Origin of the sequence: Halovenus anhuiensis, assembly GCF_037080055.1 — an archaeon.
Classification (GTDB): domain Archaea; phylum Halobacteriota; class Halobacteria; order Halobacteriales; family Haloarculaceae; genus Halovenus.
This window is the reverse complement of record NZ_JBAOJI010000009.1, coordinates 61256-84066: the sequence shown is the minus strand read 5'-3', so window position 1 is coordinate 84066 and position 22811 is coordinate 61256. Positions and strand designations below refer to the sequence as shown.

Below are 22811 nucleotides of genomic sequence, written 5' to 3'. Positions count from 1 at the left end.
GGCGAGAAAGGCCACCACAACTTCGACTTCGGCGCGATGAAGTCCGAGGACCCGACCTACGTCTGTCTCAACGGCGAGGCATACGCCATCACCGGCGACGGTTACGGACCGGTCAACGTCGACAAAGGTGAACGAATCCGCATCTTCCACGCCAACGGCGGGCCGAACCTCATCAGTTCTTGGCACGGGATTGGCAACGTCTGGGAGACGTTCTACCGCGACGGCGCAATCGCTTCCGATCCGGACCACTACGTCGAAACGGCTCCGGTCGTGCCCGGCAGTGTCGCCATCGCGGAAATCGACACGCCGGTGCCCGGCCCGATCAAACTGGTCGACCACGCGCTCAGTCGGGTTGCTCGGAAGGGTCTACTCGGGATCATCAACGTCGAGGGCGAGGCAGAGCCCGACATCTTCGACCCCGACCCGTAACGTACCGGATCGAAACATACCCTGACTTTCCCTCCTCTCTTATCGGGTAAGTCGTTCGAGTCTGAGAGAGCGAACTGCGGGCGAGTCGTTGTCTTTTCTTTCAGCTACAGACTACAGCGGTACGAGTATCGTTTCGACGACGATTGCCCCCAGCACGATGCCGAGGTACGCAATCGAAACGAAGAACGTCTGCATCGTGGCTTTCCGAGTCCGGAGTCGACACTGCTTGACTGCACTCCAGAAAAAGAGGCCACCTGCGAGTATCGAGATGGCGGCAAACAGCCAGGCGAGGGGAGTCCAGACGATCAGCGCCACACTCGTCACGAGGGTGGCTCCGAGGGTGAGCAGAATTCGCCGACGAGCGACCGAGACACCGGCGACGACCGGCAGCATCGGATACCCACCACGAGCGTAATCGTCCTTGTATGCGATTCCGAGGTTGTAGAAGTGCGGTGGTGTCCAGATGACCACCAACCCGGCCAATAGCAGTCCTCCGAGTCCGATCGAGCCGGTAACTGCTGCCCAGCCGATCAGCGCAGGTAGCGCGCCAGACCCGCCGCCGATCGCGATATTCCAGGAGGTATTCGGCTTGAGAATGACGGTGTACACCACACTGTAATAGATAATCGCTGCAAACGTCAGCGCTGCAGCAAGCACGTTGACGAAGACGAGCAGCACACCCATCGAGAGGAGTACTTGCCCAACCCCGAAGAGCGCGGCATTCCGCACGGGAATTTCGTCCGTCGCAACGGGTCTGTCCGCGGTTCGCTCCATCCTCTGATCGCGGTCTCGTTCGTAGAGGTGATTGAAGGTTCCGCTCGCGCCGATTGCGAGGATTCCGCCTCCGAGTGTCGCGGCAACGACCACACCGGAGAGACTCTCCCCGGTCGTCGTTGCTAACGCCATCCCGGCGAAGGCGAGTAAACAGAGCAACCACATCAGGCGCGGTTTGGTCAACTCCAGATAGGCACCTGCGCGTGCGACAATCGTGTGGGTAGACTGATCCGCAGTCGCTGTCGGGTTCGCATCTGTCTCTGCAGGATCTGACTGAACTGCCTTCTCAACCGCGGTATCGTCCATTTCCGGGCTTCGCTGGGCTGTATCGCGCTCGCTCGCCTGCTCTGCTGTGTCCGTTTCGAGCGACCAGGCGAGCGCCGTCAACAACAGCATGAACACGGCAGTTCCGAGAACAAGATGGATCTCGGTCACGTACGGCACTTCTGCGAGCACGACGAGTGCGCCGAGTCCGACCTGTACCGGGAACGCGACTGCTGCACCGTACAGGGGGATCGTGACACGCCAATCGAGTGAAACGGAGCGCGCCCTGAGGAGTGTGAACGCAAGTAGGAGGCCAACCACGCCGACCATCGCCCTGTGTCCGACTACCACGAGCGACGAAAGCGAAAATAGCGTCCCGGACGAGGGCAGACAGATCGGCCACTGCGAACAGGTTCTCGTTCCCACGGAAGCCAGCGTGGCCCCCATGGCGACGAGCACGTAGACTGCAAATGTAGTTACTGCGAGTACACTCGAGAATCCTCGTTTCGCTGAGTTGCGTAGAACCATAATCTGCGTGTTGATACCTGAACTGTGACCACGTTCCTACTCAACCGTGTTCCCGAACAGGTTCGGCCGTACACATTCGAGGGCAGGGGTCGAAGATTGGTTGATGAGCAGCTGCCACCTCTGTGATCTTCCAACCCCGGATCCACCGCTGACAGACCCGGAAGTCGAAGGCGAGTTCTGTTGCCGTGGCTGTCTGGAAGTTGCACGCACACTCGAAGAGAATCCAGAACTGAGGGGAGAGAAGACACAAGCAGGACAGCCGGAACTCACAGCGGAACAGACCGACGAACGCGCTATTCCTGCGGACGCGCAGACGACGTATCTGTCGGTCGACGGCATGCACTGTACCACCTGTGAGGCGTTTCTTCGAATCCGGGCCGAGGAGATTTCGGGCGTGTACGCTGTCGAGGCAAACTACGGCATCGAGACGGCGCGGGTCTTCTACGACCCCGAAACGGTCGACAAAGAAGACTTACCCGAGCTGTTGTCCGGTCGAGGCTACCAGTTTCGGATGCCTGACGAAGATCCGAGCGCTGACGCACACGCACGCCAGCGCGACACGGTCCAGCGACTCTTGGTCGGTGGCTTTCTCGCGATGCTGATCATGCCGTGGTACTTTTTCTATCTCTATCCGAGCTACGTCGGCATCGAAACCGGGATTCTTGCAGTCGATTCGACGACGCCTGCGACCACTTATTTCCCGCTCGTCATGCTCGGTCTGTTTACGACGCTGCTTCTGTTCTATACCGGCGCTCCGATCCTTCGAGGGGCGTGGATAAGCGTCCAGACGCGGCACCCGAATATGGACTTACTCGTCTCGATAGCAGCCCTCGCTGCCTACGGCTACAGCACCGTTGCGCTGGCTGCTGGGAGTACACACCTGTACTACGACGTGACCGTTGCGGTAATTCTGATCGTCACGTTCGGCCGGTATTACGAGGGTAAAATTCGGTCACAGGCGACGGCGAAACTCTCCGAGATTACCGCCGCTCGGGAGACCGAGGCGACCCGACTCACCGAGGATGGACGCGAAACTGTCGACGTGGCTGATCTCGAACCGGGAGCGAAACTCGTCGTCACGCCCGGCGAGCGAATCCCCGTCGACGGCACGGTAAATGAGGGCGTTGCAGATGTCGACGAGTCTGTGTTGACCGGTGAATCGCTGCCAGTGACCAAAGAGCCAGGTGACGAAGTCGTCGGTGGATCGATCGTGACCGACGAGGCACTGGTCGTCACTGTCGGCGAGGATGTCGAAAGTACTGTCGACCGGATTGCGACGGCCCTGTGGGAAATCCAGAGTACGACGCCCAGCATTCAGCGGTTCGCTGACGCACTCGCGACCGTATTCGTGCCGGCCGTGTTGGTGCTCGGGACGGCAGTCGCGGGCTGGCAACTGGTCACCGGCGGATCGGTCGGGGCGGCGCTGCTGGCAGGGCTGGTCGTCCTCGTCGTCTCCTGTCCCTGTGCGATGGGGCTTGCGACACCGCTTGCGATCTCTGGCGGGTTACGCGACGGTCTCGACCGAGGGATGGTCGTCACCAACGAGTCAGTATTCGAGGTTGCCCCCGAAGCAGAGACTATCGTCTTCGACAAGACGGGAACACTCACGACCGGAGAGATGGAAGTCCTGAACGTCGTCGGTGACGACCGAACGCTCGAACTCGCGGCTGCAGTCGAACGGTTCTCCAGTCACCCGGCAGCAGACGCGATCCTCGATGCGGCGACCAGCGAAGACAGCGACTCCCCGACGAACGCAGCCGCAACCGACGGCGGTGTGACTGCGTCGGAAACGCTCTCTGAGGAACGGTCAACAGAGATAACCGACGATGGTACCGATCGGCTGCCGGCGGTTCGTGAGTTCACCCGCCATCCCGGAGCGGGGGTCTCGGGCGTAACGGACCTTGGACAGATCGTCGTTGGGACTCCTGAACTGGTAGCAGACGAACTTGGGGCGGTGCCACCGACTCTCCAGCAGGAGATCGATACTATCGAGTCGAACGGACAGCTTGCCGTCGTCGTCGGGTGGGATGACCAGCCCCAAGGCGTAATCGCGGTCGGCGACCGCAAGCGCGAGGAGTGGGAGACAGCCATCGAGACGTTCGAAGACCGCGACATTGCGGTTCTGACCGGAGACGAGGGCGTGGGTCCGGAGCAGTACCGCGAGCATCCCGCCATCGACACGGTGTTCGAGGGTGTTCCACCGGACGGGAAAGTCGCGACGATCCGGCGACTCTCGGCACAGGGGACTACGGTGATGGTCGGTGACGGAACCAACGATGCTCCGGCGCTCGCGGCGGCAGATCTCGGTATCGCAATGGGTGACGGGACTGCCGATGCAATCGACGCAGCAGATGTCGTCGTGACGGACAACGACCTCAGTGCGGTCGAAGCAGTCTTCGATCTGGCAGCAGGGACTCGGCGACGGATCCGCCAGAATATCGGCTGGGCGTTTCTCTACAACGCCGTCGCCGTCCCACTTGCCGTCCTCGGAATGATCAACCCGCTGTTTGCGGCACTGGCGATGGCTGCAAGTAGCAGTATTGTCGTCACGAACTCCCGGCGGTCGGTCCTCTGACAATCACTGCTTCGTCTTCGGGCACAGTGGGCTGTCCTCACACTCGGCAGGAAAGGAGGCTGCTGTCGGACTATTCGACGCGTTCGACGAACCGTCTGAGTGTATTCCCGTTGCTGTCCTGATATTCGACCACAAACCGGTGTCCAGAACTGATCTCTTCGAGTTCCTCGAACGGTATCTCGAAAGTGAACGGTTCCTCCGTTACCGTCCGAACTGTTTCACCTCCAGAAACCACGACGACCCGGTCGAACCCCTGTGGATTCTCGACTTCACACGAGACAGCCGTTTCACCGGACTCACAGATCAGGTTCCCTGTGACTTCGCCACCACCACTGCCCGGCGACCCCGAGAAGTCGAGTAACATCACTCCTGGCGCGAACGTCGCCAGTGCGATCACACAGACGAAAAAGATGCTGAGATTGATCTTTCCGGAGTTCCGGGAGAACACGCGCGCCGGTTTCGACTCCGCAGTACGGCGGAGTCGGATGGTGAATGGAATGAGGAGCATATGGGTAAACGGTCCCCAGACGATGAGCAGAAACCCGTAGGCCATCACGTACAGCACTGGTTGCCAGCCAGTCACCGAGTGGACGGCGGATCCGCCTGCCCAGAGCCCGAACCCGAGAAACAGCAGGGCCCCGCTTTTGAGCCAGCGCCAGATCGGTGTATTGGCGTAGTAGATGCTCAGCAGGTCTCGCCAGGACTGTTTGAGTACGTTACCTACCGTGGTCGTAATTGTTAGGGAACTCATTGTGTGACTGGAACCGTCGAGGTTAGTCGTGAATTAAAGAGGTATTCAGCAGTCGAATCTCAGGCTCCGATCTCCCACAGCTGGGTCAGGAGGAACCAGTTCAGGATGTACAGGAAGACGAACGTGGCCATGAAGATGAGACAGAGGGTGAACGTCCCCCGCATGTCCACTTTGTGAACTGGCTCCCCTCCGCCGTCCGCGCGGAGTCCGCCTTCGGGAAGGAGACTCTGAACGTTCTCCTCGTCGAATCGAGAGCCAAACAGCAACGACCCGACAGACACGAGGACGAAGATTGCGCCGACCAGAACCGCCAGTGCCGTCATTGGCCCCAGTATCATGAACAGCGGTTCGGCGCCGGAGAGGCTGAAATTCGATCCGATGATGTTACTGACGACCTCTGACGTTCTGCGCGGGACGCCGTAGAGAATCCCGATGTAGACCATCAGCAGCGACGCCAGTCCCATCGCGGCGGCGTAGCCGTACGGAACCAGCAGTGCGAGTTTGTCGGAGATGAAATTACGCATGAACATCGTCTTGATGAGGAAGAAGACCAGCCCCATGAACGCCAGCGTCGTCCCGAGTGCGACTGTCGCGTGGAAGTGTCCGACCGTGGCGTAGGTGTTATGCCAGGTCATGTTGAGCTGGAGTTGGCCCATCAACACGCCGGTGATGCCGCCGAGGAACCCGAAGAGAATGATGCTGAAAATCGTCGAGACGAAAATCGGATTCTTCCACGGGGCAGAGGTGAGCCAACCGAACAGCCCACCGCCCAGACCGCGCTGTCGACGGCCTGCTTCGAGGCCCGCCGGGATGGCGAATGCGTGGATCATACTCGCCAGCGCCGCGCCGTAGAAGGCGTAGGACGTGTTGAAGATTCGCCAGCCGACAGAGAGGCCCGGATCGACCATCAGGTGGTGAGCGGCGCCGAGGTTGATGAAGAACAGATACATGATGAAGGCCGTCCGTGAGACTTTCTCAGAGACCACGACCGCACCGCCGACCACGTGGGTGAGGAAATACCAGACCGTGATCATCGCGAGCAGATTGATCTGCTGGGTGCCGTGGCCGACGATCCAGTACAGTTGTCGGTAGATGCCGGTATTGATCGAGTCGATGAAGCCCATGTGCCACGTCAGCGCGTAGGAGAAGGCGGCAATTCCGCCAAGAATCGCCTGGACGGCGATGACGAACGTGGTGAACGCGCCGAAGGCAACGAGTGGCAGCGTGGCGTTCCAGTCGCCTCGCTTCTCCTGAAAGAGGGAAACGAGGAACGGAAGCGCCGCCACGGTTGCACCGAGCAGGAACACGATTGCGCTCGCGTAGAAGCCTGGCGGAACATCGAGCGGAACGTAGGCCGTCAGCAGTGGCGCGTACGTGCCGCCGCTGAGCGTCCAGATGAAGTAGTTGACCCCGATGGCACCGCCGAGCATCAACAGATAGCCAGCTTTGACGACCTTCGTGAGCGGAAGCCGTCGTCCGAGGACGATCGGACCGCCTACGTACAGCACTGCAATCTCCATGAACACCATCCAGAAGATGAGGATGTTCCAGGCGTGCATGCTGAGATGCTTGTAATAGCCGTTGAATTCGCCGAGGTAGCCGATCACCTCCCAGCGAGTCATCGCGACGGTAAAGGCGAAACTGCCGCCGATAATCAGCGCGATAACTGCCGTCAAACCGAAGAGTTTGGCGTGTACTTCGGCCGACCGATGAATGTTCAGCCCCGTGACCGAACAGGTTCGAAAGCCATCCTCGTCGTACTCGTTCTCGAATAAGCCAGTAATTCGTCCAAACATCGTTATTCACCTACCACCGTCTCGTAGTCGTCTGGATCGACGACGTACAGTTCACCGTGCATCGTGGCGTGACCGTTTCCACAGAACTCGTTACAGATGGCGTGATACTTGTCCGGGTCCTCGAACGTCATCGGAATCACCCATTCAGTGTCGGGGAACACCTGCAGATTGATCTGCTGGCTCAGGCTCTCCTCCGGACGGAGTGAGAACCCGTGCTGTACGTCCCGAGAGCCAAGATGGATGTCGTACTCCTTGCCCGCCTCCAGCAGCACTGGCAACCCGCCCCAGTTGAACTGCATTCCCATCACGTAAACGGAGTCGTCCGGTGGGACGATCACTCTCTGGGAGTCTTCCTCGGTCGGCGGGCGAACCTCCTCGATTGCTGCCGCCGATGTCCGTCCTGCCTCCTCGCGATACTGGGAGACTGTCTCAGCGTACTCCTCGGGTTCGACTTCGTAGGTCTCTCCGATCGGATTTTGATCACCGAAGCGCGTGAACCCGCTCATCCAACCGAAGATTCCCAGCGACCACGCACCTGCGATTCCGAGCCAGAGGGCTTCACGCCGATTTACCGCTTCATCCCACCAGTTACCTTCCGGCGGATCGAGTGGATTTCCCATCTATGATCACCTCGGAGGAACTGAAATGATGTCGAGTAGTCCCCATCCGACGTACACGAGGAAGAAAAACAGGAGTGCTGCGGCTGCTAACAAGAATATGCGATTGTATACCCATTGCATCGTCGGAATTGTGTCGACTGTATCGTCCATAGTTGCTATCAACTCGTGCATTTCTGTGGATCCAGCATGAGGGTTGTCGCGCATATGTTCGGCTTGCGCACAACCCCCCGTATGCAGTGTCTCGGACGAGTTTCACCGATCAGGAGTAGGTCGTATACAGCGAGTAGACGATGACGAGAAATCCGAGGGCAACGAGCGAACTTTCGATCAGTTGCCCTGTTCGGAATCCGGCACCGAACACCTGGTCGGAGATGCCCGCGACGAAGGTTCCGGTGGTGATAATTCCAAAGCCGAGGGCGAGCGCACCGAGCGCACGGGCATGAGTCCGCCGATACGCCTTAACCGAGAGATACGTTATAAAACCGCCCAAGACGAGCGAGAGGGTTTTCAAACCGATGATCACCGATGTCACGGTTTGCATCACGATCATGTTTCGTTTCTGACTGCCGACCAGAGTTCGATGAGTTGTTCGTCTGCACTCTGTGGTTTGTGTGAGACGTCGATCTCGAAGGACATCTGCTCGGTGAGTTCGACGTTGATCTCTCCGAACGTGACAGCGTACTGGCTCACGCACTCGCCATCTAATCTGCGTTCGACGCCCTCGGCGACCAATCCAGCTTCAGATAACTTCTCGATTTTCTGGTAGGTGGTCGATTGCGGGATCTCCGTCGCCTCAGTGATCTCTTCTACCGTCATCGGTTCCGTGAGTGTCTGGATGATCGTTCGGCAGCTGTCGTCGTAGAGTGCATCGAGCACCGTTTCCAGCTCCGGAGGCTGCTCGTCTCCCAATGAGTAATAGACCATCTATGAGTCACTCTCTCCTCCACAATTGGTGACGCCGCTTTGCCGTGGCTCAGCAACTGCTGTCCGCTTTTCGCTGATCGTGGTTGGCTCTCTACCAGCGTTGAATCCACCACTCTCGCCACCGACTGGTTGGCTGTCGAGTGTTGTCTGCCTGCAACTCATGTGTGAGTTCGTTCACTGGCAGAATCCTGATCGTTGTTGCCGAATATATTCGGATCACTCCCACTGTCCGCAACGAACGAGACAACATGTGATCCATTATTTACGTCCAGACGGACGTTCCGGTTGCGTAGCGGAGCAGGTGGCTCTTCGACGGCCAAGCCGAGGGTTCAACTCCCCCTTGTCGCATCCTCTCTTCCAATTTTGACTCTGGATGATCCAAGCAGTCCCGCTCGTCACAGAGTTTCAGCCCGCCAACGAAGCGTTACTACTCGCCCACAACAGACGAATCCTTACTGACTTCGGTGTTGGCCGCCGCACGCTCGGCGAGGCGAATCCCCGTCTTCTTCAGAATACGGGTCGAGTCGACCCTGTCGTTGTCGACGGGGCCACACCGTGCAAAGACAGTCTCTCGGACCTGCTCGACCCGCTCGGATGCACCCTCGGGTGAACGGCCGTGGACCATCGCAAAGAGGTTGTACGGCCAGACTCCCTCGTGTCGTGGCCGCTCGTAGCAGTGGGTTACGAATGGAAGCGATGCGACAGCACGTCCGACCGTCTCGACATCTTGATCGGGAACGTCCCAGACGGTCATCGGGTTCTCTGTGTAGCCCAGCGCGTAGTGGTTGGGAACGACGCCGACGCGCCGGAACCGTCCCTCCGCGAGGAACCGTTGGACTGTTCGGAGAACCCAGTCAGTCGGGGTACCGATGGCGTCTGCGATATCGGCGTACGGCGTCAGGGTAAGCGGGAACCCGTCCTGGAGTTCGACCACGAGGTCGCGCTCACGGGGACGGAGGACATCTCGATCCGCTGTCGTGACATCGGGGCCGAGATCAGAAAGATCCACGTCCCCCTCCGAGACCGGCCCCTCGACCGGGAACAGCGCCTTCAACTCGAACTCCTGCATCTTCGGGAGGTTGTAGCTGTCGAGGCCCGTCTCCCGCTCTATCGATGCGAGGACACCGTCGACGCGCTCAGGATCGGCGACCGAGAGAACGAACCACATATTCAGGGAATGGTCGCGCTCGTAGTTGTGCGCCACCTCGCGGTAGCCGTTGACGGTCTCTGTGACTTCCTCGAACCGGTCTTCGGGAACCGCCATCGCGACCAGTGAGGCCTCGCCGCCGATGGCACTGGCGTCGACGAGAGTCCCGAACCGGGAGAACACATCGTCCTCGACGAGCGTTCGTATTCGAGCGCACAACTCCTCGGCCGTGATGGCTACGCCGTGATCGCGGAGCGCCGCCGCGGCGGGCTCATACGGCTGCTCGACGACTGGGAACCCGCCCTGGAATGCGTTCACGATAGCCCGGTCGGTCCGATCGAAGTCAGCGTCGGTCATGGTTCAGGTGTCGTCTCCGTGTCGACTGCGAGCAGATCGGAATACCGCACGCCGGTCTGTTTGAGTACCTCGGTGGTGTGCAGCCGAGCGTGGTCGCACTGGACGTGCTCGGCCGCGAGGTCGTCGATGGTCGCCTCGACGGCCTCCCTGTTGCGTCCGTGGATCATCGTAAAGAGGTTGTGCGACCACCCGGCCGCCTCACGGCGCGGCCGGTGACAGCAATAGGTGACGGACGGGTGGCGGCCTGCGGCGACCGCCCGCTCGTCGAGTTCCGCGTCCGGGATGTCCCAGACAACCATGCAATTCTCGTCGAATCCGACCGCGTGGTGGTTCACGACACAGCCGATCCGCTTGATGCAGTTGCGCTCGCTGAGGCGCTCGATGGCGTCCAGCACGCCCCTGACCGATGCCTCGACTCGCTCGGCGATGTCGCGGTACGGCGTCGGCGAGAGAGGGAGTCCACCCTGGAGTTCAGGGATCAGCCGCCGGTCTAACGCCGTGAGATCAGAACACGCTCTGTCCTGGATGGCCGTCGGTTCGACGGGGGTCTCCGTCGACCACCCCTCGCGGGCCAGATGGTCGTCGTTGACGACCGGGAATTCGAGGTCGATGTAGTACTCGGTCCGCATCGGGAGCCGGAGGAGCGGATCGCCAATTCGTGATTCGATGTCGTCAAGGATCTCCTCGCGCCGGGCCCGCGTCTCCGTCGTTACCACGAACCACATGTTGAAGCGATGCTCGCGTCCGTAGTTGTGGTTGACACTCTCGTACGAGTTCACTATCTCCGCAGCCTCCTCGAAGTCTGTTTCGGGAACTGACAGTGCCGCGAGCGTGGAACTCCCGATCACCGGCGGGTTCAGAACTGGTCCCACGCGCCGGAAGAGGCCGTCCTCGTCGAGCCGACGCACCCGCGAGAGGAGGCGCTCTTCGGATTCGCCAAGTGCCTCGCCGACGGCTCGAAACGGCCGCTCGGTCACGGGAAACCCGCTCTGGAACCTGTCGATGAGGTGGGCGTCCGCCCGCGAGAGGTCGTGATTCCAGCTCATTGTTCCAGGCGGGTGAAGGTACCGAGACCGGTCTCGCCATCCTCCTGCTTGACTCTCATCGGGACACCGGTCGTCGCCGGCTCAGGGTGGCTGACCGACGACAGAAGCAGGTCTTCGATCCGCTCTCTGATTCCGACCACGTCGCCGACGACGACGATTGCAGGGGGCTCGATGCCAGCCTCGTCCCGGACATCGACAGCGGCATCCAGCGTGGCGAGGTTCACGTCACCCTCCGGCCAGGTCGCCCGCTCGATGAAGGCGACCGGCGTGTCGCCGGGAACGCCACCGGCACGGAGTGCCGCGACGTTGTCCGGGAGACGACCGACGCCCATCAGGATGACGAGCGTGCCGCCCGCGACGACCGTCTTCGCGAGTGCGTCCCAGTCCAGCGCACTCTCCTCTTTGGTCGGATCCTCGTGACCGGTGACGACCGTCAGGCTCGAGGCGTGCTCGCGGTGGGTCACGGGGATTCCCGCCAGCGCCGGCCCGGCAATGGCGCTCGTCACGCCGGGAACGAACTCGAAGGGGATTCCCTCTTCTGCGAGATACTCCGCCTCCTCACCCCCGCGGCCGAAGACGGTGGCATCCCCGCCTTTCAACCGAGCGACAGCGTTACCGGCGCGTGCCTCCCGTACCATGCGGCTGTTGATTTCCTCCTGTGTCCACCGCCGCCCGCCGTCGTCAGGACGCTTGCCGACATCGACGACATCGGCAGATTCGGGCAGTGTGTCGACGATTCCGTCCCCGACCAGCGAATCGTGCATGACGATGTCCGCGCTGTCGAGATGCCGCCGTGCCTTTACTGTGAGCAGTTCCGGGTCACCTGGTCCCGCACCGATCAGATAGACTGTTTCCGGATTGCGTTGGGTCATAGTGTATTCCTCCGTATCTGTCGTCTGTCCGGGGTACCGTCGGGTGCCTCTCTCCACGCGTCACCGGTTGCGTCTATCGCACGACTGAAGGCGATATCTGCAACCATCGGGTCCGTTCCGATCGGGTCAGTACACGTTATTTGTGTCCCCTCGACCGCGTCGTCCCCACCCGCGAGGCCAAGTTGTTCCGGAATGTCCTCCCTGACGTGGTGTCCTCTGGCCATGAACACCGGGACAGCGATGACCTTCCCGCTTGTACACTCCCCCGGCAGACGCTCGACGTGTGGCTCCTCTTCGATGAAGTACGAACGCACTGTCGCGAAGAGATTCCGCTCGTTGATTCGGCGGGCGTGGCTCTCGACGGCCCCCCGGTTCGCGGAGCCGTGTTCGGATCCGTGTCCGAGCAACGCGAGTTCGACGTCCGTGGGGGAGTCGTCGACGGCTGACAGCGCCCGCCGTAGAATGATTTCGGTCACGTCTTCGTGGGTTCCGACCGGCTGAGCGTACTCGACAGTAACGTCCCCGGGGCGACCGGCCTCGACACGGTCGGGAAGCGCCTCCCCGACGAAGTATCCGTCACTGACAAAAAGCGGAACCACGACGGTACGACCCGCTGGGATCGACCGGAGTCCCTCGTCCAACTCCGGTTCGCCTTTCATGAGTGCCGGAACCACCTCGTCGAAGAGGGAGGGTCTCTGGAGGCGCTCAGCGTGGTCTTGAACTGGATGGCGAGCCCGGGGTCTGTGCGGGAAGCCGTGTCCGACCAGCAGTAGCGAGGTCGCCGTCACGGCTGTTCACCCCCCTCTAGGTCGAACAGCCGGCGGGCCGCCCGAAGCGCGGTCTCGTCGCGCTCGCGGGCCGCGGTCCGCAACTCGTCGGTGGGCGGCCCCAGCAACCGTCCGGCCAGTGCGCTCGCAAAGTCCTCGAGCACCTCCTCCGGGTCAGCCTCGCCGTCGGCCAGACGCTCTTTCGCACGCTCGAGTTCTGCCGCGCGGATCTCTGCGGCCTCTTGATGGAGTTCGCGAATCACGCTCTCCGCTTGGCTCTCGCGCTCACGCACGACCAGGCGGTCGACAGCCTCGGTGATGACCGATTCGGCCTCCTTGACGGCCGCGCGACGCCGATCCGCCGCCGAGCGCACCACCGTCGCGAGATCCGAGAGTTCGGTGACGGCGACCGCGGGGTGATCTCGGGCGCTGGCCGAGACATCCGGCGGCGTCGCCATGTCCACAACGGGGGCCGTCCCCTCACACCGGCTGGCGTGAGAGCGCTCGAAGAGCGGGCAGTCAGCGTCGGTCGCAGTCACAATCGCGTCGGCCCCATCGACTGCCGCCCCCAGTTCGTCTAGGGTCCACCATACCCCGTCGGTCGTCGTCAGATCCTGAGCCGGGCTCCGGTTTGCCACGTCGACGCGGGCATCCCATCGACACTGGACAGCCTGTGAGACAGCGCTCGCCATCTCGCCTGCGCCGACGATCAGCACCCGCTCCGGCGGGTCAGCCAGTTCGTCGGCGAGGGCCCGACAGACCGCGCTCCCGTACCCTGCTGGTCCCTCGTTGATGGCCGTCTCGGCGCGGCACTTCCGACCGGCGCGCAGCGCCGCGTTCCCGACCCGGCCCAGCACGCCAGTGGCCAGTTCCGCTTCCTTTGCGGCCGCCAGCGCGTCACTCACTTGGCCTGCGATCTCGTCTTCGCCAAGGACTGTGCTTTCGATACCCGCTGTCACCCGTGCCAAATGAGTGGCAACGTCACGTCCCGAGTAGGACTTGGCGTCCGGTGGGAACGCGAGAGCCTCGGTTATCGCTCCGATGGCCGTCTCTCGGTCGTCTGGCTCCGGCGTTCGGGTGCTGACGTACACTTCGAGCCGTTTGCACGTCGAGAGAACCATCGCTTCAGTCACACGGTCGTTGCTGTGGATTTCGCGTGCGACATCGAGGTCGTCTTCGAACGTGAGTTCGCCCACGAGATCCATCGAGTGGGTGTCGTGGGTGACGCTCAGGCAGGTCAGCCGCCGGAGGCTTCGCGGAACCTCCCGCTCGGCCTCTTCCCCGGTGGCCTGCTGTACCGGGGGCTCGTCTGTCATCAGTGCCGACAGATCGTTCCGTTCCTCACTTCCGTTGGGCCGAGTGAGTGGTTCTCTGGTCATGATTGTATGTTCTACGGATCTGGAATCGATTCTGCCACTGCGGGGATTGTCTCGGTACCGCTGGCGAGGCCAAGCTCCTCATCGGTCAGGTAACACCTCGGATCGGACGCCCAGAGATCGTCCTCGACCGCCGCCGCGCGGGCTCGCGAGTTGCCGCCACAGACTTCCTTCCACGGGCACTCACCACATCTGCCCTTCAGGTGCTCCGAGGGTTCGGCGAGCTTCTGCCAGAGTTCGCTCTCCTCCACGATGGTGTCGAGGCGCTGTTCGCGAACGTTCCCCATCGTGTACTGCGAGAGAAACATACTCGGGTGGACGTCGCCGCGGTGGTCGACGTTGACGACCTTCGGGCCGGCGTCGCCGTTTTTGACCACGCGCCGCGGACCGTCGGCGAACAGCAACTCCCGGGCACGTTCCTCGTGTTCGGGCATGTCCTCGCGGATCTTGTGGTAGAGGTACACCGCGTCGGTGTAGTTTCCAGCCGTCAGCAGCTGTTTGTCGGGGTGCTCATCGGCAATTTCCTTCGTGCGCTCGTAGAGGTAGTCGATCATCTCCCGGGTCTGCTCGAAGGGCAGGTCGGCGTCGGTGATGTCGCCGCCCCGTCCGGAGTAGATGAGGTGGAAGATGTTCACCCGGTCGATGTCCTCCTCGATCAGGAGATCGACGACCTCGGGGATGTCCTGAACTGTGCCCTCCGTCATCGTACACCGGATGCCCGTCCCCATGCCGGCGTCGCGGGCGTTTCGCAGCCCCTGGAGTGCCTTCTCGAAGGCCCCGTCGACGCCCCGGAATTCGTCGTTGGTCGCGCCGATGCCATCGAGCGAGACGCCGACGTACTGCATACCGGCGTCGGCCACTGCTTGGGCCCGCTCCTCGGTGAGGAAGGTGCCGTTGCTGGAGGCGATGGGGCGTATCCCCTGCTCGGTCGCGTACCGGGTCAGTTCCGCGATATCCTCCCGGAAGAACGGCTCCCCACCGCTGAACACGAGCACTGGGACATCCATCTCGGCAAGCGAGTCGATGAAGCGTTTCGCCTCCTCGGTCGAGAACTCCTCGCTGTCGCGCTCGTCGCAGGCACCGAAATAGCAGTGCTTGCACTTGAGGTTGCACGCCGGCGTCGTGTTCCAGACAACCAGCGGAACCAGGGCGTTCTCGGTGTGGCGTTTCTCGTATCGGATCTGTTCGGGCCGGTTGTCCAGCCCTCTGATGAGGCGAGTGAGATCGATCATGGTTCCACCTCCGGCCGGAAGATGCCACTCGGCTTCTCGCCCAGGCCCGCGATCCGTCCGGCGACGGTCACGTCCTCGGGACGGCCCTCGGCGAGCGGCGACGTGTCGAGGACCGCGAGGTCGTTTCGCTCCATGTTCCCGACGTAACACTCCTCGCCGCTGTCGGCGAAGACGACGTGGAGCGGTTCGCCGCCGACTTCGACGCGGCCCACGACCGAGAGGTCGACCAAGTCGAGGATGGTCACGAACGGCTCGTCGTAGGAATCGATGATCGCGTAGCGGCCGTCCGGCGTCGTCCCGGCAAAGCCCGTGGTCGTTCCGACGTCGATCAGCGCTTCGGTCGGGTCCGGCTCGCTGGCCGCGGCGGCGTCCAGATCCGCGACGGCGAAGTGATCGTCGTCCCGTGCCGGGAAGAGCCCGTAGCGGTAGTCAGGGCCGTCCGCGACCGCGAACCCGTGGGGGTTCTGTCCGGTTTCGATCTCGGTGCGGACCGTCATCGACTCGAGGTCGACGACCGTCGCGAGGGATTCGTGGCTGTTGTTCACGACGAGCAACCCGTCCTCGGCCAGGACGTACATGTCGTGGGGTTTCTGACCGGTGGGGACGCGGTCCTGGACTGCGAGGTCCGCATCGGCGCTCAGTTCGAGAACTTCTGACTCGCGCTTCTGTGCGACGTACAGGTTTCCGTCGGGGCCGATCCGCATTCCGGCACAGCGTGCCAGCTCCCGCGTCCCGGCGTGTTCGACTCTCCCGTCGTCATCGATCGACAGCGCGATCACGCCCGGCTCGTCGGTCCCCGGCATGTCGACAGCCGTGCCGGCGAAGAAGTACTCTGCCTCCGGCCCGAGCGCACTCCCCACGGGTGCGGTACCCATCTCCTCGATGCGCTGTACCGTCTCCAGGGTCTCTAGGTCGAGTACCTCGAGGTGTGCACTGGAGATATAGAGCAGGTACGCGATGGGGAGTTCGGGGTGGAAGACGGCGGTGTGGGGATACCGGCCGTCCCCGACCCGTCCGAGCACTTCCCCGCCCGCCAGATCGACGGCGCTGAAGTAGCTGCTCGCGGCGTTTTTGACGATCGTCGGCCGCGTCACTGTCTGTTCTCTGTCCGTCTCTGATTCAGTGGAAGCTGTGTTTGTAGTCATAGGGACTCACTCCTGTCGGTACGGAAACAGCCCGACGGGGCCGACCCGTCGGGAAAGTCGATCGTGGTGACGACCGGGGCCGCCGGGTCGTCACCCCGCAACGATGCTGTGTCGAGGACGGTCACGGTATCCTCGTCCATATTCGGGACGTAACAGATCCGGCCGTCCGGGCTGAACCGCGGGTGGTGTGGCGTCTCGCCGGTCCGGACTCTCGCGACCACGTTGAGGGTGGCCGGGTCGAGGAAGGTGACCCGGTCGCCCTCGTACGCGTCTATCGCGAGGACGGCCCCATCCGGCGTTGCGTCGGTGAATGCGGTCGGCGTCCCGAGTTCCACGCGGTCGGCCGCACTGTCGAGGTGGTCACCGGTGCCCTCACGGACTGCGGTCACGTCGATTGCCGTCACGCCGTCGCCCTCAGTATCGCCGACAAACCACCGGTCGGCCGCCGGCACGGCGGTCCCGCCGCGGGGGTTCGGCGCTGGAACCGTCCCACGGAGCTCACCCGCGAGCGTATCGAGGAACGTTACGCTCCCGTCGTCGACGTTGTTCACGCCCAGCAAGCCGTAGCTGGCCGCGTAGGCAACGTCCTGCGGGTCACCGGGCACCGAAAAGCGGTCCCGTTCGTCGAAGGGCGGGCTCCCCGCGAGCCGGACGACAGCGTTCTCGTCTTTCAGGGCGACCCAGACGTCGTTACGGACGTCGACGATGATCCCTCCGGCTTTCCCGACCGGCAACTGCTTGAGGGGTGTGACATCGCCGCGCTCGCTCGTCTCGAACACGACCAGCCCCGGCGTGTCGTGGTCAGGGAGCCCGCCGTAGCAACTGACCAAGAGGTAGTCTCCCGTCCGCGTGAGTGCCGCGCCCACGGGAGCCGTGCCGATCCGGTCCTGATCGAGGCGAGCCGTCACGCGGAGCTCTCTGAAATCGATCACCTCCAGCGTGTTCGATCCCATGTAAGGCACGTACCCCCACCGCCCGCTGGGGTGAACTGCGAGCGTGTGGGGCTGGCGACCGTTCCCGACCTGTGTCAGGGGTTCGTGGCGGTCTGTGTCGATGACAGTAAAGCCTTCACCGCGTAGATGCTTGACGAACGCGAGCGGCCCAGCTATCGGCCCAGAGCTGTCGTCACGATCGGTCGCCATGTCCGTCATCCTTGGAATTTTGGTGTGTGTTTGTTGCTGTCCGATACGTCTTGTCGGTCTGGTGTCAGTGCCCTTCGGCTCGGGTGCCGAGGAACTTGCCGGTCGGTGCCAAGAGGTCTCCGATCTCGCCAATCTTCTCGCCCGTGTCCGGATCGAACACGAAGATCCCCTGGAAGTCACCGTGCCAGGAGCTGATATAGACCTTCTCGCCATCGCGGCTGAATTCCGGATGGATAGTGGCTGCCGAACCCCACTGGCTACAGTCGATCTCCTGGGAGACTTCCAGCGTATCTGGATCAATCAGGTAGACGTAGGCGTCGTCTGGTGAGTTGGTGAGGATGACATCGGCCCACACGTAGTCGCTGTTCTCGTGTTTCTGGATGAACAGCCCGGAGCCGCGGGTGTCGATCAGCTTCTCGCGCTCGAAGGTGTTCGTATTCCAGACGCCGACACTGCCAGCCCCAGCGTGAGTCGTGAACGCACGCGACTGCTCGGGATACAGTGCCCCGGGACCGGGGTGAGGCACGTTGTCCATCGGAATGGTGGCGGCGTGCTCCATCTCTTCACAATCGACGACGTCTATCTGATCGTCCGCCTGGGAGGCGATCATGAAGTAGCGGCCGTCATCCGTGAAGAAGCCGTCGTGGAGGATGCGGCCACACTCCATCTTTGCCACGACCGGGAAGCCATCTTCTCCGGTGTTTCCTTCGCTGTAGTCGATGAGCCAGACCTCGCCACCCTCTTTGAGACCGGCCAGGAACAGATCCTGGCCGGGCACGTCGTACAGCGAGCAGACGCGGCTCTTGACCTCCTCACCGTCGGGATTGGTCGTCTCGGTCGAAATACGTTTGACCGGTTCCATCGTCTCTGCGTCGCAGATGACGAGGTGGGCGGGATTGTAGAACCCGCCGATGACCCACTCGCCGTCTTGGGAGACTGCGATGTCACGAGCGTCGGATCCGGCGTCGGCTACAGCGACCCGATTGAACCCGAACAGATCGATCTTGAACATCTCGCCCTGTCGGGACTGGGTGTAGACGTACGCTCCCTCGCGGCTCTGCTCCGGCAACTCGGGGTGGAAGTCGTGGACGTGGATCGCTTTTCCGACCTTCGGGACGCGCTCCATGAACTCGTCGTTGACCGTATCTATCATCGCGACGGAGGCGTTGTTACGCTCAGTTACGACCATGAGATCCCGCAGATCTAGGTCGTGTTTGGGCTCTGCGGGCAACTCGCTTTCCGACGTGATGACTTCGTGGCGATCCTTCAGCGTATCCATCTCCGTGTAGTCGATCTCCTCGATCTCCTCGCCCTCCTCGACGACGAAGAGCTGTCCGTTCATCTGCGCGTGGGCGTCACCACAGTAGATGGCACACTCGAACTGGAATGTCCCCTCGTACTGGGTAACGAACGTCACTGACTCGAAGACCTCGTCGTCGGTGTTCTCGGGCAGTTCGACCGGCCCGACGTCGTATTCTCCGTCGGTCAGAGCGAAACTGTGGAGCTTGAAGTCCTGCTGTTTCTCGAACGTCGACTTCGTGAACTCGATTGTCAGTTCCGTGTTCGGCGGCACCTCGATCCGCTGCGGGTTGAACTCGAACTGGTGGGCCTCCATCTGCACCGTTTTGCTGCGCTCTGCATCGACCTGTTCCTCGTCGTCCGTGTCGTCCGTTTCGTCTGTATCGTCCGTATCGTCCTCGGTTTCGTTGCCCTCGTCGGCCGGCTCTTCGGACTCCTGAGACTGACAGCCGGCTAGCATACCCGCTAACGCGACCGACCCTCCTGCCTTCAACATCGTCCGGCGATCTGGATCCGGCAATCCCATCTTGAAGTCCAACTCGTCGTCGAACTCCAGGTTCTGTGCAATCGACCGTGTCGCGCTCAGATGGCGCTTTATCCGGTCTTCCTGGTCGTTTTCGAGCTTGTGTGTTTCTTGTTGTGACATAACTATCCCTCTACAGATGTAGTTCGCCGCTGTGTCTGAATAAAAAAGGGGCAGATTCTCACCGAATTGAAATCTGTGGTACATGTTCGGGTTCTTCAAGTTCCACCTTCGAAACGACGACTGTCAGCCGGTGTCTGTCCACCACCGCCTCTCCGGTCGCCGAACAAAGCGATCCGGAACAGGGGCGGTCGGTGGCCGTGACGGTCCGAACCGAGAGCGACGCCGATCCAGAAGCAGACGCGTCTGCCGAATGTGTCCTCCCGACTCGCCCTTATCGCGACCCGAAACTGCGGACGCTCATCGGAGCGGTTCCGGAGCGTTGCACGAGAACCTGGCTGAGTCCTCGTTGTCGACCGCTCGCATCTGGTACGTTCAAAACCTCTGACTGAGTTGCGCGGGTGCACCTTTCTGGGAACTGCCGAAAGTATATTTTAACCTATCAGTCCAACTCACACATACGATGACAGACGAACCAACCCAAGAGAAGCCACGCGGCGACCGGATGTCGACTGATTTCTTCGAGAACGTACTGGCGGCGTATCTGGAAGAAGACCGCCTCGAGAGCGGAGTAATGCGACTCGAACTCGACGATGGTCGGACCCGCAGGCTCGTCGTCGAAGACGACACTGAGTCTCTCGACACACACGAGTACGTCAAACGAGAACTGGAAGAGGTCATCTACCTCATCGAGGCAAACGAGGATCTGCTCGACCAACCGGTCGAGCTATCGATTCCAGTCGGGGATGTGGATCGGGTCGTCGAGGAAGCCGAGGAGGACGAAGCCGTCACGACCCTGTTTCAGGCAAGCGGTGTAACGACAATCCTCGAACACCTCCATGCCATCGTCTCCGAGAAGCAGGACTCCGCCCTCGACGAGGACACGGCCGAGGAATAACGCAACTCACCGCGGTCCCCGGCGATATCCCCAATGGAACCGTACAGACGCCAATCGGGAGACCACGCCGCCTTGGAGACAACCCCATCACGGCAGAAATTCGCCTCGGCTACAACAGCAGTTCGGCTGAGCCGTAGAGCTGTAACAGGCCAGCCGCGAGGATGAGGACGCCAGCGATCTGTTCAATCCGGTCGGTGTACTGTGGCAGCGAGTTCGCCCCGAAATCGTGGCCGACTGCAGTGACGACTGTCGCGGCCGCGAGTGGGAGGCTCAGTCCGGCAGCGTAGCCACCGACCGCGAACGCGCTTCCGAGTGTCGAGGCTGTCATCGCCTTGAGGACGACTGCTGCGAAGACGCCGACCATACACCCAGTAGCCGCGATGGCGTAACCCGCGCCGAAAATCAGGAACCCGACCACGGATGTCCGGCGTTCCGGGAGCACAACGTGTAGCGTCGGCGTGGCCCCGAACAGCATCGCGACACCGATGCCGAGTAGTATCAGACCGATGATGGGTTCGACGAACACGAGGTAGTTGATCAGCGCCCGGCCGCCCGAGACCACGACGAGGCCGAGGACTGCAAACACTGCGAAGATACCGATGCTGGCGGCACCCCCACGGATCACGGCGCCGCCGAGCGGTGTCTCGCTGTCGGCTTGTCTGACGTAGTATCCGACGTACCCCGGCAGCAGTGGGAGCGCACAGGGGGCAAAAAAGGAGGCAACACCTCCGGTGAACGCCAGGACTGTCAGCGAGACAGGGACATTCATCGTGAGTTTGCCCGTTCGACAGCGGAGACAACAGCATCAGGATCCGTCACACCCTGATCTGCGTAGACGACGCGGCCAGACGGGTCGGTCACCGCCGTATGCGGGAGCCCTCGTACGTCCAAGCGAGTCGTGAGTTTTCCCTCGTCGTCGAGCGCGACGGGCCATCGTCCCTCGTGTTTACGCCAGAACTCACGGATGTCCTCGCGCGTGAGCCCACCTCCAATGGCCTCATTTGTCACCGACACAAACTGGACGCTCTCGTCTACCTGCTCGTGTACCTCGGCGAGGTTATCCAACTGATCGTCACATCCGGAACACCACGTCGCGAACATGTCGACGACTGTTACACTCCCCGGAACGGGGACGGTCAACGTGCCAGCGTTGCTGTGGGGAGCATCCAGCGTCTCGACGGTGACCGGTTCGATTTCTGTCGGCTGATCCCCGTCTGAGTGAGTTCCGATCCCTGATCCGTCAGTCCCGGCTGGTACCCAATCACCGAGATCATCGCGGAGTGCATACAACCCCGCGGTTCCGAACACGGCTAGTCCGCCGAGTCCAGCAACGAGGTCACGTCGTCGCATCTGATCCCTCCTGCTCGCGCAGCGTCGTGAAATCGTCGTATATCTCCTGCCAGGTGGGTTTCTTGTTCGTGTACGCCCGCTCGACGTACCCTCCCATGTTTCCGAGGAGGATGAGCGAGAAGTGGTTGAACATGTATCTGTCCATGTCCTCGGGCTCGGTGCGCTGGAAGCCGACGCCGAACTCATCCTGTACGACCGTCTTGGCCCGCGAGGCCGACTCCGGACGCAGGAAATACCAGTTGCCAGCGTCCATGTCGACATTCATGTAGTCGCCGTACGTCCGCAGACGCTCTTCTGTGTCGCGCTCGGGGTCGAACGTGACCGTGATGAACGTCACCTCGTCGCCGTACCCGTCTTCGATTGCCTGTGTCTGTATGTTCCGGAGGGTACTGACGAGTCGCGGACACACTGTCTGACAGTAGCTGTAAATGAAGGTGACGAGAACGTCCGTCTCGAACTGGCGTACGGCCACTTCCTCGTCGCGAAGCGGTGCCGGCAGAGTGACTTCGGGGAGGCGCTGGCCGTAGGCGGGATACGGAAGTTTCGCTGCGTCGACCTGTCTGTCGGGTTCAGGGAGATACGTCTCCTGTGTCGAATCGCTGGATCCCGGATCGGACGAACCGCTGGAACAGCCGGCGACCACGGGAGCGCTCGCCGCTATACCGGTTGCGAGATAGGTCCGGCGGTCCATCCGACAACGCTGTGTCATATGCGGATGTTCACCGTACTTCTGTTTAACTCCATAGTCCGTTCTCACGAAGTTGCAATTGCCTCCGGATCTGACGAACATATTCGCCCAAGCGACGATCACGAATCTGGGTTTCATATCCCCGCTACTCGGCTAGGTGCGGTTTTGACCGATGTATTCGTAGTTCT

At 61.6% G+C, this 22811-nt stretch carries 21 protein-coding genes; 3 read left to right on the top strand and 18 right to left on the bottom strand.

The features are described from left to right. The coding region (locus V8P86_RS17025; protein ID WP_503629734.1) for a cupredoxin domain-containing protein at positions 1-429 on the top strand (429 nt) is incomplete at its 5' end. Positions 430-540: 111 nt separating this feature from the next. Here the strand turns inward: V8P86_RS17025 and cyoE are convergent. Then, positions 541-1797, bottom strand: coding sequence for a heme o synthase (cyoE, locus tag V8P86_RS17020; RefSeq protein ID WP_336328487.1), 1257 nt, complete (start codon positions 1795-1797; stop codon positions 541-543). 301 nt (positions 1798-2098) lie between these two features. Between cyoE and V8P86_RS17015 the strand changes: the two genes are divergently transcribed. After that, positions 2099-4570: a heavy metal translocating P-type ATPase gene (locus V8P86_RS17015; RefSeq protein ID WP_336328486.1), complete on the top strand. Its 2472-nt coding sequence runs from the start codon at positions 2099-2101 to the stop codon at positions 4568-4570. Between the two features lie 70 nt (positions 4571-4640). On the opposite strand, the gene V8P86_RS17010 is transcribed toward V8P86_RS17015, so the two are convergent. The 14 genes from V8P86_RS17010 to V8P86_RS16945 form a co-directional block, all read right to left on the bottom strand. Further along, positions 4641-5321, bottom strand: coding sequence for a hypothetical protein (locus V8P86_RS17010; RefSeq protein WP_336328485.1), 681 nt, complete (start codon positions 5319-5321; stop codon positions 4641-4643). Positions 5322-5380: 59 nt separating this feature from the next. Beyond that, the gene (locus tag V8P86_RS17005; protein WP_336328484.1) at positions 5381-7117 is read right to left on the bottom strand and encodes a cbb3-type cytochrome c oxidase subunit I; all 1737 of its coding nucleotides are present in this window, start codon (positions 7115-7117) and stop codon (positions 5381-5383) included. A 2-nt stretch (positions 7118-7119) separates the two neighbouring features. Next, positions 7120-7737: a cupredoxin domain-containing protein gene (locus tag V8P86_RS17000; RefSeq protein ID WP_336328483.1), complete on the bottom strand. Its 618-nt coding sequence runs from the start codon at positions 7735-7737 to the stop codon at positions 7120-7122. A 259-nt stretch (positions 7738-7996) separates the two neighbouring features. After that, positions 7997-8278 carry a DUF7521 family protein gene (locus V8P86_RS16995; RefSeq protein ID WP_336328482.1) on the bottom strand — a complete coding sequence of 94 codons (282 nt, stop codon included), beginning with the start codon at positions 8276-8278 and terminating at the stop codon, positions 7997-7999. Positions 8279-8283: 5 nt separating this feature from the next. Continuing rightward, positions 8284-8661 (bottom strand): winged helix-turn-helix domain-containing protein, encoded by a 378-nt coding sequence (locus V8P86_RS16990; protein ID WP_336328481.1) that lies wholly within the window; start codon positions 8659-8661, stop codon positions 8284-8286. Between the two features lie 427 nt (positions 8662-9088). Then, positions 9089-10165, bottom strand: coding sequence for a siroheme decarboxylase subunit beta (ahbB, locus tag V8P86_RS16985; RefSeq protein ID WP_336328480.1), 1077 nt, complete (start codon positions 10163-10165; stop codon positions 9089-9091). After that, on the bottom strand, positions 10162-11211 hold the full coding sequence (gene ahbB, locus V8P86_RS16980) for a siroheme decarboxylase subunit beta (protein WP_336328479.1): 1050 nt from the start codon (positions 11209-11211) through the stop codon (positions 10162-10164). The genes ahbB (V8P86_RS16985) and ahbB (V8P86_RS16980) overlap by 4 nt, the downstream gene beginning before the upstream one ends. Further along, on the bottom strand, positions 11208-12083 hold the full coding sequence (gene cobA, locus V8P86_RS16975; protein ID WP_336328478.1) for a uroporphyrinogen-III C-methyltransferase: 876 nt from the start codon (positions 12081-12083) through the stop codon (positions 11208-11210). The genes ahbB (V8P86_RS16980) and cobA overlap by 4 nt, the downstream gene beginning before the upstream one ends. Next, on the bottom strand, positions 12080-12871 hold the full coding sequence (locus V8P86_RS16970; protein ID WP_336328477.1) for a CbiX/SirB N-terminal domain-containing protein: 792 nt from the start codon (positions 12869-12871) through the stop codon (positions 12080-12082). Before V8P86_RS16970 ends, cobA begins: the two co-directional genes overlap by 4 nt. Continuing rightward, a complete protein-coding gene (locus V8P86_RS16965; RefSeq protein WP_336328476.1) occupies positions 12868-14229 on the bottom strand; it encodes a glutamyl-tRNA reductase in 1362 nt (453 codons plus the stop codon). Before V8P86_RS16965 ends, V8P86_RS16970 begins: the two co-directional genes overlap by 4 nt. 11 nt (positions 14230-14240) lie before the next feature. Next, complete coding sequence (locus V8P86_RS16960) at positions 14241-15458, bottom strand: radical SAM/SPASM domain-containing protein (RefSeq protein WP_336328475.1); 1218 nt, start codon at positions 15456-15458, stop codon at positions 14241-14243. Further along, on the bottom strand, positions 15455-16603 hold the full coding sequence (locus tag V8P86_RS16955; protein ID WP_336328474.1) for a YncE family protein: 1149 nt from the start codon (positions 16601-16603) through the stop codon (positions 15455-15457). The genes V8P86_RS16960 and V8P86_RS16955 overlap by 4 nt, the downstream gene beginning before the upstream one ends. Continuing rightward, complete coding sequence (locus tag V8P86_RS16950; RefSeq protein ID WP_336328473.1) at positions 16600-17745, bottom strand: hypothetical protein; 1146 nt, start codon at positions 17743-17745, stop codon at positions 16600-16602. Before V8P86_RS16950 ends, V8P86_RS16955 begins: the two co-directional genes overlap by 4 nt. A gap of 64 nt (positions 17746-17809) precedes the next feature. Then, on the bottom strand, positions 17810-19690 hold the full coding sequence (locus V8P86_RS16945; protein WP_336328472.1) for a cytochrome D1 domain-containing protein: 1881 nt from the start codon (positions 19688-19690) through the stop codon (positions 17810-17812). A gap of 460 nt (positions 19691-20150) precedes the next feature. Here V8P86_RS16945 and V8P86_RS16940 point away from each other — a divergent pair, with 460 nt between their 5' ends. After that, positions 20151-20585 carry a hypothetical protein gene (locus V8P86_RS16940; protein WP_336328471.1) on the top strand — a complete coding sequence of 145 codons (435 nt, stop codon included), beginning with the start codon at positions 20151-20153 and terminating at the stop codon, positions 20583-20585. Between the two features lie 109 nt (positions 20586-20694). Here V8P86_RS16940 and V8P86_RS16935 read toward each other — a convergent pair whose 3' ends face one another. Genes V8P86_RS16935 through V8P86_RS16925 form a run of 3 tightly spaced genes read right to left on the bottom strand, consistent with a single transcriptional unit; the run spans position 20695 to position 22626 of the window. Continuing rightward, entirely contained in the window at positions 20695-21354 is a 660-nt protein-coding gene (locus V8P86_RS16935) for a cytochrome c biogenesis CcdA family protein (protein ID WP_336328470.1), read from the bottom strand. After that, the gene (locus V8P86_RS16930; RefSeq protein ID WP_336328469.1) at positions 21351-21935 is read right to left on the bottom strand and encodes a TlpA family protein disulfide reductase; all 585 of its coding nucleotides are present in this window, start codon (positions 21933-21935) and stop codon (positions 21351-21353) included. Before V8P86_RS16930 ends, V8P86_RS16935 begins: the two co-directional genes overlap by 4 nt. After that, the gene (locus tag V8P86_RS16925) at positions 21922-22626 is read right to left on the bottom strand and encodes an SCO family protein (RefSeq protein ID WP_336328489.1); all 705 of its coding nucleotides are present in this window, start codon (positions 22624-22626) and stop codon (positions 21922-21924) included. Before V8P86_RS16925 ends, V8P86_RS16930 begins: the two co-directional genes overlap by 14 nt. Between the last annotated feature and the right edge of the window lie 185 nt (positions 22627-22811).

Coding starts and splice junctions, on each gene's coding strand:
- V8P86_RS17015 (WP_336328486.1), top strand. CDS start 2,099: ATGAGCAGCTGCCACCTCTGTGATCTTCCAACCCCGGATCCACCGCTG.
- cobA (WP_336328478.1), bottom strand. CDS start 12,083: ATGACCCAACGCAATCCGGAAACAGTCTATCTGATCGGTGCGGGACCA.
- V8P86_RS16925 (WP_336328489.1), bottom strand. CDS start 22,626: ATGGACCGCCGGACCTATCTCGCAACCGGTATAGCGGCGAGCGCTCCC.
- V8P86_RS16990 (WP_336328481.1), bottom strand. CDS start 8,661: ATGGTCTATTACTCATTGGGAGACGAGCAGCCTCCGGAGCTGGAAACG.
- ahbB (WP_336328480.1), bottom strand. CDS start 10,165: ATGACCGACGCTGACTTCGATCGGACCGACCGGGCTATCGTGAACGCA.
- V8P86_RS16950 (WP_336328473.1), bottom strand. CDS start 17,745: ATGGCGACCGATCGTGACGACAGCTCTGGGCCGATAGCTGGGCCGCTC.
- V8P86_RS16930 (WP_336328469.1), bottom strand. CDS start 21,935: ATGCGACGACGTGACCTCGTTGCTGGACTCGGCGGACTAGCCGTGTTC.
- V8P86_RS17005 (WP_336328484.1), bottom strand. CDS start 7,117: ATGTTTGGACGAATTACTGGCTTATTCGAGAACGAGTACGACGAGGAT.
- V8P86_RS16965 (WP_336328476.1), bottom strand. CDS start 14,229: ATGACCAGAGAACCACTCACTCGGCCCAACGGAAGTGAGGAACGGAAC.
- V8P86_RS16955 (WP_336328474.1), bottom strand. CDS start 16,603: ATGACTACAAACACAGCTTCCACTGAATCAGAGACGGACAGAGAACAG.
- ahbB (WP_336328479.1), bottom strand. CDS start 11,211: ATGAGCTGGAATCACGACCTCTCGCGGGCGGACGCCCACCTCATCGAC.
- V8P86_RS16935 (WP_336328470.1), bottom strand. CDS start 21,354: ATGAATGTCCCTGTCTCGCTGACAGTCCTGGCGTTCACCGGAGGTGTT.
- cyoE (WP_336328487.1), bottom strand. CDS start 1,797: ATGGTCGGCGTGGTTGGCCTCCTACTTGCGTTCACACTCCTCAGGGCG.
- V8P86_RS17010 (WP_336328485.1), bottom strand. CDS start 5,321: ATGAGTTCCCTAACAATTACGACCACGGTAGGTAACGTACTCAAACAG.
- V8P86_RS16940 (WP_336328471.1), top strand. CDS start 20,151: ATGACAGACGAACCAACCCAAGAGAAGCCACGCGGCGACCGGATGTCG.
- V8P86_RS16945 (WP_336328472.1), bottom strand. CDS start 19,690: ATGTCACAACAAGAAACACACAAGCTCGAAAACGACCAGGAAGACCGG.
- V8P86_RS17000 (WP_336328483.1), bottom strand. CDS start 7,737: ATGGGAAATCCACTCGATCCGCCGGAAGGTAACTGGTGGGATGAAGCG.
- V8P86_RS16995 (WP_336328482.1), bottom strand. CDS start 8,278: ATGCAAACCGTGACATCGGTGATCATCGGTTTGAAAACCCTCTCGCTC.
- V8P86_RS16960 (WP_336328475.1), bottom strand. CDS start 15,458: ATGATCGATCTCACTCGCCTCATCAGAGGGCTGGACAACCGGCCCGAA.